Below are 12,463 nucleotides of genomic sequence, written 5' to 3'. Positions count from 1 at the left end.
ATAACGTTGCAATAACGGGCGCTTACCAAACCGACCAAACAGCTTTAATCTCTTGTATTCACAGCACTTTGAGAAGCTTCCGCAGTGACAAAGCGTCCCGTTGATGGCCTTTGTTAGGTGAACAACTAGCTTTCCATCTCAATACTCTCAACTTTGCCTTCCTCATCGAATGTTACGCTGACAACATAATCTGTAACTTCTCCAGGGAGAGTAAAGTCATATACTTCTTCATCTTCCCATTTACTGCGAAGTATAAGTAGGCCAATGACTTGCTCACTCGATGGCGATTCTGTTCCCAGTAGCTCTACCCAATAACTTGTCGGCAACTCTTCCAAATGGTGGGATACAAATAAGTCAACACCTTCTTCTCCTATTTCAGTACCAGAAGAGTCCTTGATTGCTTGTAATGCCAATGTTTCGTATTTCATGGTTCACCTAACAACTTATTAGCGGGCATAAAGCCCGTTTAGTACAAAATCGAGATGCCCGATTAGTCCGCGTACACTTAAGTCACTTTACCATATAGCTTAGTAGAATCAGTGGATTAACTTATTGGCTTGTGGTCCAAAAATGAGAAATCTGGCGTCCCGTAATTAAAGCGTTCATATTTTTACTATATACATATTTCTGTGTTTTTATACAGCGGAAATGAATAAGAAAAACTCAGGCTTTGTGGGATGATTCGAGCACTCAAATGGTCGAAACGCTAACTCAATTTGGGCAAAGACGTTTTAAAAACGAAAGCTCTGATTAGGATTGGTCAAAAGTAGCTTACTACGCCTTCAAATGTTATAGGAGGCTTTCGAGAGTGGCGTGGTTCGTGGTTGTATTCGCTTTTTCTAAAAAGTGTTGCTGGAACGCTACACGGCCCCCAACCGATATTCACTCGGCGTTTTCCCCGTTTTCTGCTTAAACACCCGGCAAAAGTAATTGGTGTCTTTAAATCCGCAACGGTGGGCAATTTCGTCCACTTTAAAGTTGTACTTCTTGAGCATAAATTTGGCGCGGTCGAGCCGGACGTAGGTGACGTAATCGGCGTATTTCACTGAGCCTTCCTGATTGAACAAACGGGAGACATGCGCAGAGGAAACACCAAAACGGCTGGCGACGGAAACGCGGGTGATGTCTTTGTGGAAGTTTTCCTGCACGTAAATACACATGCTTCGGTAAAGCTTCTCGCCACGGCTGACTTTCTCTTGCTGTGGGCCTTGCAGCAGTTCATTGCAGTAAACCAACAACGCATTGGTGAGGTGGTCTGCCATCACGACTGAACGGCTTTCATCGGTCATGCTGTTGAGAGCATCCAGAACATGTTCGACGGCCATCGAGGTGGGGAGAGGTATGGCGTGTTTTTGCACATCGACGTAGCCTTCGTTTTCATCAAAATGCACGAAGCTAAAGCCAACCTGATGCTTGCCGAAGAGAATCGACATCATCTTGCAGCTGTTTTCCCAAGTGGGTTTGCTCCAGGCATTGGAAGGGATGTAGACCATCTCTCCTTGTTGCAATGCCAGCGTCTTCTCGCCGTTTCTTGAATCCACGATCAGGTCGTATTTCCCTTCTAGAATCACTTCCAGACGATTGAAGTTTACCTGGTACGCGCCTTCTGGCGGGGTGTTTTCACTGCAACATACCTTGGCAAGTGTGCCATGAAAGTTGCTAAGGGAAGCGGCGATATTGTGTTGCATGAATGGAGCCTTCCAAAACGAAGCGTAAAGCGTGGAAAAGGGGATTTAAAAGGATTTGCCTTACGAGCCTGAACGGGAAAACCGCGGCAGGGGAACCTTACCGCGGTTTGTTTTTACTTACGCTTGCGCCAGCATGCTCTCCAGCTTGGCGATAATTTCAGGGGCTTGTTTTGCCGCTTGAGTTACAGTGACTCGAACAATTTTCTTACCCGCGAAGCGCTCTTCTTTCTTGATAGCGATGTCTTTTGTCAGGACCACCACATCAGCAGCTTCGATTTCAGCAGCGGTCAGTTCGTTTTCGATACCAATCGCGCCTTGGGTTTCAATCTTCGCGTCCCAGCCTTTTGCTTTTGCTGCTGTTTCCAGTGCTTCGGCTGCCATGTAAGTGTGTGCTACGCCAGAAGGGCAAGAAGTTACACCAATCAATTTCATATTCATTTACCTATGTATTTCTTATTGCTTTGTTCGTTAATCGAAGGACAGTTCCAGTTCTTCGGTTTGTGCTTGTTTTTCTTCTTCGCGGTCAGCGACAGGTTTCTTCAGTGCGTTCACAATCAGTGCTGTGGTTGCTGCACCGGCGATGACCGCGACGACATACATCATTCGACCTTCGACAACCGGGAGGACAATCAGACCACCCCATGGTGCGTGGTTCAGAACACCCGCCATAAAGGCCACAATGTTACCGACCATGCCGCCTGCCACGATGGCTGGAATCACGCGCGCTGGGTCGTTTGCAGCGAATGGGATGGCACCTTCAGTGATACCGATACAGCCCATGATTGCCGCCGCTTTACCCGCTTCTTGTTCTTCCGCAGAGTACTTCTTAGGCGCTAGGAAAGTTGCCAGTGCCATACCCAGTGGTGGAACACAGATAGCAACACCAACACCACCCATCAGCCATGGTTGTGTACCTACCTGAGTTTGTGCGAACAGGGTGGCAACTTTGTTGATTGGACCGCCCATATCGAATGCTGTCATACCGCCCAGTACCGCACCCAGAATCGCTTTAGAAGCGCCAGCCATGGATTGCAGACCTTCGTTCATGAATGCCATGAATGCCGCGATTGGTTGACCGATCACCCATACCACCAGTGCAGACACGATGAAGGTACCGCCGATAGGGATAATGAAGTAGGTAGACAGCGCTTTAAGCTTGTTGGAAAGAGGGATGCGCTTCAGTTGCAGAACGACGTAACCGGCGATGAAACCCACCACGATAGCGCCAAGGAAGCCGGCTTGAACCTGGTTAGCCAGGTAAGCACCAATCATACCCGGAGCCAGAGCAGGACGGTCAGCGATAGAGTAAGCAATGTAGCCACCCAAAACCGGTACAAACAGGGTGAAACCTGCGATACCCATGTCCCACAGACCTTCAAGGAATACACCTTCTGGCACTGCACCTTTACCGTTCAGCATTACCGACAGAGCCAGCAGAACACCACCTGCAACAACGAATGGAAGCATGTGGCTGGTGCCGGTGAGAAGGTGCCGTTTTAGTTCAGCAAGATTCGTTTTCATGATTCAGACCTTTAAGTTCGAGTTATTAGATTTGTGTTTTGAGTTGGTCTGATTATGCGCCCGGCATTTTGCTTAATATATTGGACAAATAAGCCCTTTACTGGAGAAATGTTGCATCTTGATTCGACTGAGAAGGCAATCACATATCGCTATAGATCAGTGTCTTATGAGGCTGAAAATGAGAGAGCGATAGCAGATAGGAAACTTGAAGTATGCGTGGTGTTAGATGGTGAATAGTCGAAATAAAAGAACAGCGCCTGTTGAGCGCTGTTCTTTTTTGGGTTATCCAGAAACGAAGTAAGTCAGAAATCCACCTATCCCAAGCAGTATCGCTCCCGCTCGTTTGTTCGACCTGAAGAACAGGGAAGTCGGTTGCAATTGCGCTTGCCGTCCCGTAATCATCGCTTTCACCAATGATTTTCCTTTTGCGCTGTAAATGGCTATTGCTGCTAGGTGCACACCAACTAATCCCATCAACAAATACGCGCCATAAAGGTGGAGAGTAGCCAGAAGGTCGATGTCATACAGCCAGCTTTCGTCGCTGATGTAATCGTCAAAATACCCCGCTTGGGCCATCCCGATAAAACACTGAAACACCAACAATGACAGCATGATAATAACCATGAGTCCGCCGGCAGGGTTATGACCGACACCGTCATGCTCCTCTTTACCAAGGAGGTAGTTCACAGCTGAACGCGGTGATTTTACAAAATGCAGGAATCGGCTGGTCTTGCTACCGACTAAACCCCACAGTATCCGCCAAACCAGCAATGCAGCGAGCGCGAGGCCAATGGTCAGGTGCGGACCTTCTTGAAGAAACCCGGTCACGCACATCGCCGTAAACAATACGGCTTGGAGCCAATGATAAACGCGGGTCGGTGCGTCCCATATCTTCATGATTTGTTCCTGATTTTCCCAGAAAATGTAGGCTTGGAGTTTAACGCGAAACGTTACAATTTTTCTGTCGAGTTTTAACAGAAATATCCATAAAATTGTTAGGTTTTATGATGTTATTCGTCGATTCAACAGCATTACAGGGATAAAGTCGTGAAAAGAATTGCAACAAGAAGTAAAGCAATCGGGTTGGTCAGTGCTCTGCTGATGGTGTCTGGTGCAGCGATGGCGCAGGATTTTTCTGAAGTGATTGATAATCGCCAGCAAAACTTCCTCTCTATTGCAGACACATTCAAAAGCTTGAAGAAAGCCGAAGATGGCAGTGACTCGGATTGGGAAACCATCCGCAATCTGGCAATCAAAAATGCCGACACAGTCGGCGCACTTAAAGGAATGTTCCCGGAAGGCAGTAGCTTTGACAGCCGCAGTAAGCCAGCAGTTTGGACGAAGTGGGATAAGTTTGAATCTGGCCTTGATGGCCTGCAAACCAGCTTTGTTTCAATGGCTGATGCAGCCGTAGCGCAAGATGATGATGCTCTGGAAGCCGCAATCAAAAGTGCCGACCGCTCCTGTAAAGCGTGTCACCGAGGTTTTCGTACCAAGCGTTAATTAGGTTAAACGAAAAGACAAAAACAGCGCCTTTTGGCGCTGTTTTTCTTTGGTCTAAAGCCGTTAAGCCAACGAGCTGACTGCAGCTTTCATTCTACGAACGGCTTCTTCCAGCGTTTTACGGGTACACCCAAAATTCAGTCTGACGAATTTGCGGTTACCAAAGTCCAGCCCAGGTGAAAGACCCACGCCAGCTTCCTCGAAGAAACGATGAGCGTTATCGACGGGCAGTTCACTACAATCAATCCAAGCAAGGTAAGTGGCTTCGATGTGTTCCAGCTTCATGCCTGGCAAGGCATTGATTTCCTGCATCAGGTAATCGCGGTGGCCTGCGAGGTAGCAAAGTTGCTCTTGTAGCCAAGCTTCGCCATGCTCATAGGCCGCCTCTGCAGCGGTGAAAGCCAGCATGTTAACACCGGGTACAATTCCACGCTTAATCTTACTAAAGCGCTGGCGAAGCTTCGCATTCGGAATAATGGCAATTGACGCACCAAGCCCAGCGATATTGAAGGTTTTGCTCGGTGCCATGAGTGTCACGCTGCGTTGTTCGGCACTTTCACTGATACTCGCAAAGGGAATATGTTGCTTGTCACCATCCAGAATCAGGTCGCAATGGATCTCGTCGGAACACACAAACAAATCATGTTTTTCCGCAAACACTAGCGTCGCTTCCAACTCTTCGCGGGTATAAACCGTCCCACCCGGGTTCAGAGGGTTACACATTTGCAGTAAACCGCCTTTCCCAGCGAGTTGTTCCCCTGCTTCTTCCAAATCCGGCATCCAGCGGCCATCTGTCAGCTTCACTGTGGCTTTCACTAAAGGGCGTTCAGCAAACTTGGCTGAAGAAATGAAAGGTGGATAGATTGGGCTAGGGCTAATAATGGTTTGGCCTTCATCCGTTAAAGCTCGGGCGGCGATGTTGAGTCCGCATACCAAGCCCGGAAGATAGACTACCCACTCAGGTTGAATGTCCCAGTTGTAGCGGGATTTCATGCGGGCGACGAAAATCTCAGTCAAGGTATCTGACGCATGGGTATAACCAAACACGCCGTGTGATACGCGTTCTTGGAGTGCTTCGATTACCGCTGGTGGGGATTGGAAATCACTGTCTGCCACCCACATTGGCAGGATATCCTGACCTTTGTATTTGTCCCATTTGTCGCTATGGCTTTTTGTGCGGTCGACTTCTTTATCAAAATCAAATTGGTGGGTTGATGCGTCCATTCTCAGTGTTCCTTTGGGGTCAATAACCCTAGCTTACTGAAACTAGATGGGAATGGGAAAGGGGGAGTCGTTGCCTGAAATAAAAATCGGGCCGAAGCCCGATTGAATTATCTTGTTTGAATTTAATGTCCGGGCGTGTAGGTGCCTGAAAAATTTTTCGCGGCGTAAGCCACACGTTCTTCCGGAGTTGTGAGATGCGCTGTTTCTCCCATGGCTTCGATATGACGAAGTCTTGGCAGTAATCCGCAGCCGTTAGCGATTTGAATCGCCAGACCAGGACGGGCATTGAGCTCCAGCACCATTGGGCCTTTTTCTTTGTCGAGCACCATATCGGTGCCGAGATAGCCAAGGCCTGTCATTTCCCACGCGCTTGCAGCGAGAGTCAATAATAGCTCCCAATGAGGCACCTGAAGTTCACTCAGCAGACGGCCTGTATCAGGATGATGCTCAATAGGGCGGTTGAACTGCACGGCACGCAATGCCTTACCCGTCGCGATATCAATACCGACACCAACCGCACCTTGGTGAAGGTTCGCTTTACCATCGGAAGCTGCAGTAGAAAGACGCATCATCGCCATCACAGGGTAACCTTTAAAGACGATAACGCGGATATCCGGCACGCCTTCGTAGCTGAAACCATCAAACACGTCATCGAACTGGATAAGGTTTTCTACGACAGCGACATCGTTCTTACCACCCAGCGAGAATAATCCCGCTAGGGTGTTGGTGATGTGGCGTTCGACTTCTTCTTTACTGACCTCGGAGCCAGATGGCTTTTTATAAACGCCATCTTTGTTTGAGGTTACCACCAGAATACCTTTACCGCCTGAGCCTTGGGCTGGCTTTATCACAAAGCCCGGCCAGTCTTTAACCATCTCGTGGACGGAGGCAACTTGGTGCTGTTCGTTGATGACGCCAATCAGTTCTGGAACCGTTGCACCAGCACGTTGGGCAATTTGCTTGGTTTTCAGCTTGTTATCCACCAACGGAAACAAACTACGTTTGTTATATCGGCCGATATAGCTGATATTCCGGCGGTTCATTCCCATGATGCCAGCATTGTGCAGCTTAAAAGGCGATGTGTATTTCTTTAGGAAATCCAGCATGCCTTAGTCCTTCACCAACGGCTTGAATCGCTTCAATTCGCTCAGGCGGTAGCCAGTGTAGTTACCCAGCATTAGGATCAATGCCAGAATCACGAGTTGAATGCCAACGAAGTTAAAGGTGATATGACGGACAAATTCATTGGTCATGGCGAGGTAAACCAACACGGCAGTCAACAGCGAGCCACCACCTTGAATGAGTACCTGCTTCGCACCTTCTTCTTCCCAAAGAATCGACATACGTTCGATGGTCCAGGAAAGGATAATCATTGGGAAGAAGGTGATTGTCAGGCCTTCAACCAATCCAATCTTGAACGCGACGACCGTAAAGACAGAGATAATCATGATCACCGTGATGATCACGGCAGATATCCTCGCGACAAGGAGTAGATTAAGCCTTGATAGGTAACTTCTGATAATCAGACCGGTACCAACAATCAACAGGAAGCCCACCAGGCCTGGTACTAACTGCGTTTGAACAAAGGCAACTGCGATCAGCACGGGCATGAAGGTACCGGAGGTTTTCAGACCAACCAGCACGCGTAGCAATACCACAATCAGGGCACCGATTGGGATCAACATAATGGTTTTGAACATCGCCTGTTCTTCAATAGGCAGACTGTGAATAGAGAAATTCAACAGACTTTCGGCCTGTATTTTCTCGTCGGTTGCCTGTTGAGGGCTGATATCCTGCGCGATGATGGAGAAGCTGACCTGGCTGTTAGTGCCACCCATGACTTCAAGTAAAGGCGTGCCTTTTTGATTCCAGATCAATAGATTGTCGAAAGAGTCTTCTGTTCCGGTATCTAGGTTAAACAATTGCCACTCTTCGTTATTCCAAATCTCGACCATTGGAACAACGCTTTGTCGACGACGTCCGTCTTCCAGCTGCAAAGCACCAACAACGCGGGCGTGGATGCCTTCCAACGACAAAATAGCCACAATAGCGTCCGCCTTGCTCATCTCTTTGGTAAGGAGTGCTGCGTTTTGGCTTTCTTTGTCGTTGAACTGTTTGATGAGCTCACGCGCGAGTGTCACATTGTCTGCGGAGCGCTGTCTGGCTTGTTCGAGAAGAGCATCTGCCGCTGTTTTGATTGGCCCATCAAGCACGGCAGGGGTGACTTCACCGAGAGGGGGCTCAGTCGGGTAGTTGGCATTTTCATCAACCAGCATTTGGTTTTTGAAATAAAGTATTTGTTGCCCGCTCGCTTCGCGCTTGCTCCACTCGGCTCTGCGGCCATCTTCGGTATTGATCAATGCAAACCCATAGCCCGGTGAGCTGGTGTTTTCATTAATGAGGGTAAAGCCTTCCTGGGTATCCGGCGTTGCCAGTGACACTTTGACTGGCTCGCCTTTGGCTTGGAATTCAACGCGGGCTTCCACTTCCCACACTTGGTGTTTTTGTCCCGCCGTCCACGGCACACCGTAGACGTTATGGCGGTAGATACTCATGCTCATGCCGACGATGATCAGCAGGCTAATGAGTAAATAAAAAGGAACGCGTGAAGTCATTCTTTCCTCGTTATTGGCACTGTGGTTGGTAGTTCAGTGCGCTATTTCTTTTCGGCAACAAACTTTGGATGGATGTAAGACTGAGAGACGTCAACAACGGCAATGTCTTTAAAGAATTCACGACCCAGAAGAACCGGGAATTCCATGTGCGAACGGTCAGCCAGCGTAAATTGCGTTTTTTCATGCAGTTCACCCAGTCTGACACGCAGTTCTACAACAGGACGGCGCTCAAGACCTTCAGTGGAAGCTTGACGGATCTTCACCCAGCGGGTCACTGGTGCTTCAATCGTTGCTAGCGGTTCGGACTCACCCTCGCCATTTTGGGTATGTGCAAGACTGAAGCGGACCCAGGTTTTACCGTCGCGTTCAAACTCCTGAATGTCAGTCGCATTCAGGGAAGACGTCGTTGCGCCAGTGTCTACGCGGGCCTTGTAGTTGGAGCCAGCAGCATCAATCCAAACCCATTCTTGCTCACCTAGCACAGCTTTATCGGATTTCTGTGGCACAGGCACTTCTTTCTCGACGTAGACCACTTGCGGTTCAGCTCGGTTCGCAGCTTCGCGGGCTTGATTCTGACGCATGATTTTGAGTGTGTCAGACATATCAGCAACCTGTTGTTCAAGGGTTGCGATTTGTTCTTGCTGTGTTTGAACACTTTGGTTTAGCGACGAGTAGTCACTCTGAATGTTGGTCTCTATGTTACTGATTGCATTCAGGGTTTGCTGGTGCTGTTCCTGAGATGTAATGCTGCAGCCAGAGAGGACAGCAGAGAAAAGAATCAGCAATCCGCTGCGAGTTAGCATGTGGAGCTCCGTGCTGGGTGGTTAAGGCGTTGAAAATAGGAGTGTAGTTTATCCCGAAAAAAACGAAGCGAGAAGGGTGATTTGTCATATCTGAGTCAGGATTGTCGCTAATCTGAACATACTGTTTTGTTGCAAACTTTCCGAACTTTATGATTGGGATTTCAGTCGCAAAAATTAGTGCCGGCCAATTTAATTGTCTTTGTTGTTATTGTTGGCATGAAAAATCCGAACAGAATTTCATTACGTTTTCTATAAACCAGCCTAAATTGTCTCTCGGTGCCGGGCTCGTGGTTTCTGAATGGCTTGTGATAGCGGACACGGCAGCATAACCAAAGTGCTGAGCTTGTTAATTTATCTGACACTTTCCCCTACGTTCATTCTTTGGAAAATGCCCTTTCATTATTTCTGATGATGGTTTTTCATGCTTGCATTCAGGATGACGATTCATGCGCAAAGAGCTTTACTCTCTTTATCTTCGTACTCGATTTTTTCAGGGATTAATCGCCTTAAACCTGACGCTTCAATAAACGGTTTATAAAAGGAAGTTGTTAATAAATAACCGTTGAGTCGAAAACAGTGAACTCTGACGAAATTAAAGAATATTCTAATGGAACGCTGTTTCACTTTATTTATGATTGAAAGCCTATAGTGAATATCCATTCGCTTGATATGTTTGATTGACAACCCTATTGGGTACAAGCTCCTCAAGAGGCGAACGGTTGCTCCTAATAATGAGAATGTAAAGGTATACGTGTTATGGCGTTAAACAATCAGCCCGAGTCAGTTTCATCAGTGCTGAAAACTTTTGCGATTTTGCAGGCATTAAGTTCGCAGAAAGACATTGGCGTGAGTGAGCTGGCGCAAAGACTCATGATGTCAAAAAGTACGGTATATCGTTTTCTCCAAACCATGAAGACGTTAGGGATCGTGTCGCAGGAGGGCGATTCAGAGCACTACTCGCTGACGTTAAAGCTGTTCGAAATGGGCGCAGCTGCGCTTGAATACGTCGACTTAGTAGAGATCGCAAACGCTGAGATGAGTAATGTAGCGACTGTATCAGGAGAAGCAGTGAGTCTCGGAATAGAGGATGGTGACAGCTTTGTGTATGTCCATAAACTCGATGCTTCACACAGCCTTGGTGTTCAGGTTCGCGTAGGAAGCCGGCATTCGTTGGTTGACGCTGCGTTGGGTAACGTATTTTTGGCTGAGAAGAGCGAATCTGAAACAAAAAGGATCTGGCAAGAAACGGGTGGAGATGATGATACAGACTTCGCTACCTTGATGATAAAACTCGAAGCAGTCCGTAAGAAGGGGTATGCGTTCGACAGAGAAGAACACGAAGTCGGCGTGATCGCTTTGGCGGTGCCTGTCTACGACAGATTCAACAAAGCGGTCGCCTCGTTATCTGTTGATATGCCAACTGTCCGCTACTCACAGGACGTCTGTGACCGTTACAAAGCAGCATTGCTTCAGGCCGCTGCAGCCATATCGTCAAAGCTGGGCTGCGCGAAATATCCTTATCAGCAAGCTGTGGCCTAGGGGCTGTTGACCTTTGGTGGTTAAATTTTGTTCTAGCCCTAAACGTTTTAGGCGCGGCGAGGTGTGTGCCGCCTAGTCATTCTAAGCAAATACACCTCAACAAAGCATAAAACGTATAGGGCAGAACCCTTCGGGCAGCGTTTGTGGGGAATTTCTGCTGCGTTATCGGCTTCTCATGTAGGCCAGCTACACGTCGAAGCCTCTGCCTTGCATAAAGTCCCCACAAACTGCTGCAAAAGTCATCACCAAAGATCAACAGCCCCTAACAGATAAAAAAGTGCTATCACCAAGGTGATAGCACAAAAGGAGTCGTAAAAATAAAAAAGAAATTAGCAGTGCAATGTGGGACCGGCCTGCCCCACGGGTTATCCGTTAGAACGTGAGTTTCACGCCCAAACGAATGACGTCACCCTCTTTACGGTCAGTACCGTCTTTACCTTCACCCACCTGATAGTTCGCCCAAGTTGTGAAGTTGTCGCTTACCTTGTAAGTCAGGCCTGTCGCATAGGTGTCGATATCGAACGCTTTATCCACTGCCGTACCTTTTGCATGTTGGTAGGTGGCAAAAAGCGCCAAATCATCGAGGGTGTAAATTGAGGTCAAAGCGTATGTTTCACCGCTGTTCGGTGTGTCCAGCTCAATCGAATCTACATCGGCATTAACGGTCAAAGAGCCTGCGTTCTGGAAGTCTACGTAGGCAGCACCTACCTTCAGAGATCCAAACGTCACGTCTGCTCCAACACCATAGGATTGTGCATCGTCGCCATCAGAGCCATAAACTGCTGCAACTGAGAAGTTGCTTCCGCCGTAGTTAACGGATGCTGCGTAGTTTGAAGGGTCTTTCTCGCCGTCATCATTAACCTGGCTTTCTTTCGCTTCATAGTTTGCTGAGAAGTCGAAGTCGCCAACGGACTTGGTGTAGCGAATACCATTCTGGCCAACGCCACCCTGGCTAACTGCGTAGATATTGGTGATTTCCAGACCATTCGCCTTTTCCAGTGCACCGAAAGAGCTGCCGGTATCGCCCAGAGAAAGCACACCGTATTTGGTGTGAGAACCTGATAGTTTAAAACCTTCCAGCCCGTCACTGCCGTTGATATAAGCAGAACCGGTCAGTTTTACGTCATCGTTCAATTGGTAAGCTGCATTGAAAGCAACCTCACCGCTCGAAGTCACGTGAAATTCTTTTTCCGCTGTGGCAACACCATTGGTTTTAGCGCTTGATGAAGTGCTGTTCGCTTTTACGTGACCCGAAACGGAAAGGGTCAAAGTATCATTCTTGTATACATCCGCAGCCACTACTGCGTTAGAAGCCAAAATTGCTGGGATAATAAGGCCAAGAGTTTTTAGTTTCATTATTCGTTCCTTTTGCGTACGTATCTCACAGGACACATCCAATACATGCTGCTTGTGTCTCGAATTAAATATTCACGAAACGAATATGAGATTAAATTGAAATAATGTTTCAAAATATTCCGAACAATGACTTACAAATTCTGTTGGATTTCTAGCGGGGTTTGACTCGAAATTATTTGAATGCGAATGAAATGAAGTTGACTCTTATGCGATT

12 protein-coding genes are annotated in these 12,463 nt (G+C 47.8%); 2 read left to right on the top strand and 10 right to left on the bottom strand.

Annotated features, from left to right (window positions below; all coding sequences use genetic code 11):
• Window positions 1–125 precede the first annotated feature (125 nt).
• The 5 genes from D515_RS11190 to D515_RS11170 all read right to left on the bottom strand — a co-directional run bounded on the left by D515_RS11190 (window position 126) and on the right by D515_RS11170 (window position 4,106).
• A complete protein-coding gene (locus D515_RS11190) occupies window positions 126–428 on the bottom strand; it encodes a DUF2004 domain-containing protein (protein ID WP_002538515.1) in 303 nt (100 codons plus the stop codon).
• A 432-nt stretch (window positions 429–860) separates the two neighbouring features.
• A complete protein-coding gene (locus D515_RS11185) occupies window positions 861–1,688 on the bottom strand; it encodes a helix-turn-helix transcriptional regulator (RefSeq protein WP_002538514.1) in 828 nt (275 codons plus the stop codon).
• 117 nt (window positions 1,689–1,805) lie between these two features.
• Window positions 1,806–2,120: a PTS fructose-like transporter subunit IIB gene (locus D515_RS11180; RefSeq protein WP_039849953.1), complete on the bottom strand. Its 315-nt coding sequence runs from the start codon at window positions 2,118–2,120 to the stop codon at window positions 1,806–1,808.
• Between the two features lie 36 nt (window positions 2,121–2,156).
• Window positions 2,157–3,209 carry a PTS fructose transporter subunit EIIC gene (locus tag D515_RS11175; protein WP_039849952.1) on the bottom strand — a complete coding sequence of 351 codons (1,053 nt, stop codon included), beginning with the start codon at window positions 3,207–3,209 and terminating at the stop codon, window positions 2,157–2,159.
• Between the two features lie 282 nt (window positions 3,210–3,491).
• Entirely contained in the window at window positions 3,492–4,106 is a 615-nt protein-coding gene (locus D515_RS11170; protein WP_002538513.1) for a cytochrome b/b6 domain-containing protein, read from the bottom strand.
• A 150-nt stretch (window positions 4,107–4,256) separates the two neighbouring features.
• Between D515_RS11170 and D515_RS11165 the strand changes: the two genes are divergently transcribed.
• Window positions 4,257–4,712 carry a c-type cytochrome gene (locus tag D515_RS11165; RefSeq protein WP_002538511.1) on the top strand — a complete coding sequence of 152 codons (456 nt, stop codon included), beginning with the start codon at window positions 4,257–4,259 and terminating at the stop codon, window positions 4,710–4,712.
• Between the two features lie 63 nt (window positions 4,713–4,775).
• On the opposite strand, the gene D515_RS11160 is transcribed toward D515_RS11165, so the two are convergent.
• The 4 genes from D515_RS11160 to D515_RS11145 form a co-directional block, all read right to left on the bottom strand.
• Entirely contained in the window at window positions 4,776–5,936 is a 1,161-nt protein-coding gene (locus D515_RS11160) for a MalY/PatB family protein (protein WP_002538510.1), read from the bottom strand.
• Between the two features lie 122 nt (window positions 5,937–6,058).
• The gene (locus D515_RS11155; RefSeq protein ID WP_002538509.1) at window positions 6,059–7,042 is read right to left on the bottom strand and encodes an alpha-L-glutamate ligase-like protein; all 984 of its coding nucleotides are present in this window, start codon (window positions 7,040–7,042) and stop codon (window positions 6,059–6,061) included.
• Between the two features lie 3 nt (window positions 7,043–7,045).
• Window positions 7,046–8,551 (bottom strand): inactive transglutaminase family protein, encoded by a 1,506-nt coding sequence (locus tag D515_RS11150; RefSeq protein WP_002538507.1) that lies wholly within the window; start codon window positions 8,549–8,551, stop codon window positions 7,046–7,048.
• 41 nt (window positions 8,552–8,592) lie between these two features.
• The gene (locus tag D515_RS11145; protein ID WP_002538505.1) at window positions 8,593–9,354 is read right to left on the bottom strand and encodes an ATP-dependent zinc protease family protein; all 762 of its coding nucleotides are present in this window, start codon (window positions 9,352–9,354) and stop codon (window positions 8,593–8,595) included.
• Window positions 9,355–10,110: 756 nt separating this feature from the next.
• Here D515_RS11145 and kdgR point away from each other — a divergent pair.
• Entirely contained in the window at window positions 10,111–10,893 is a 783-nt protein-coding gene (gene kdgR, locus D515_RS11140) for a DNA-binding transcriptional regulator KdgR (protein ID WP_002538504.1), read from the top strand.
• Between the two features lie 372 nt (window positions 10,894–11,265).
• Here the strand turns inward: kdgR and D515_RS11135 are convergent, their stop codons facing one another.
• Window positions 11,266–12,249, bottom strand: coding sequence for a porin (locus tag D515_RS11135; protein ID WP_002538503.1), 984 nt, complete (start codon window positions 12,247–12,249; stop codon window positions 11,266–11,268).
• Window positions 12,250–12,463: the final 214 nt, after the last annotated feature.

It is taken from the genome of Grimontia indica, from assembly GCF_000333895.2.
Lineage (GTDB): Bacteria > Pseudomonadota > Gammaproteobacteria > Enterobacterales > Vibrionaceae > Enterovibrio > Enterovibrio indicus.
This window is presented reverse-complemented; position numbering and strand designations above follow the sequence as displayed.

What these genes read in the sequence shown, in the direction of transcription:
- D515_RS11190 (WP_002538515.1), bottom strand. Translation starts at nt 428, where the DNA reads ATGAAATACGAAACATTGGCATTACAAGCAATCAAGGACTCTTCTGGT.
- D515_RS11150 (WP_002538507.1), bottom strand. Translation starts at nt 8,551, where the DNA reads ATGACTTCACGCGTTCCTTTTTATTTACTCATTAGCCTGCTGATCATC.
- D515_RS11180 (WP_039849953.1), bottom strand. Translation starts at nt 2,120, where the DNA reads ATGAAATTGATTGGTGTAACTTCTTGCCCTTCTGGCGTAGCACACACT.
- D515_RS11145 (WP_002538505.1), bottom strand. Translation starts at nt 9,354, where the DNA reads ATGCTAACTCGCAGCGGATTGCTGATTCTTTTCTCTGCTGTCCTCTCT.
- D515_RS11175 (WP_039849952.1), bottom strand. Translation starts at nt 3,209, where the DNA reads ATGAAAACGAATCTTGCTGAACTAAAACGGCACCTTCTCACCGGCACC.
- D515_RS11160 (WP_002538510.1), bottom strand. Translation starts at nt 5,936, where the DNA reads ATGGACGCATCAACCCACCAATTTGATTTTGATAAAGAAGTCGACCGC.
- D515_RS11170 (WP_002538513.1), bottom strand. Translation starts at nt 4,106, where the DNA reads ATGAAGATATGGGACGCACCGACCCGCGTTTATCATTGGCTCCAAGCC.
- D515_RS11135 (WP_002538503.1), bottom strand. Translation starts at nt 12,249, where the DNA reads ATGAAACTAAAAACTCTTGGCCTTATTATCCCAGCAATTTTGGCTTCT.
- D515_RS11155 (WP_002538509.1), bottom strand. Translation starts at nt 7,042, where the DNA reads ATGCTGGATTTCCTAAAGAAATACACATCGCCTTTTAAGCTGCACAAT.
- D515_RS11185 (WP_002538514.1), bottom strand. Translation starts at nt 1,688, where the DNA reads ATGCAACACAATATCGCCGCTTCCCTTAGCAACTTTCATGGCACACTT.
- kdgR (WP_002538504.1), top strand. Translation starts at nt 10,111, where the DNA reads ATGGCGTTAAACAATCAGCCCGAGTCAGTTTCATCAGTGCTGAAAACT.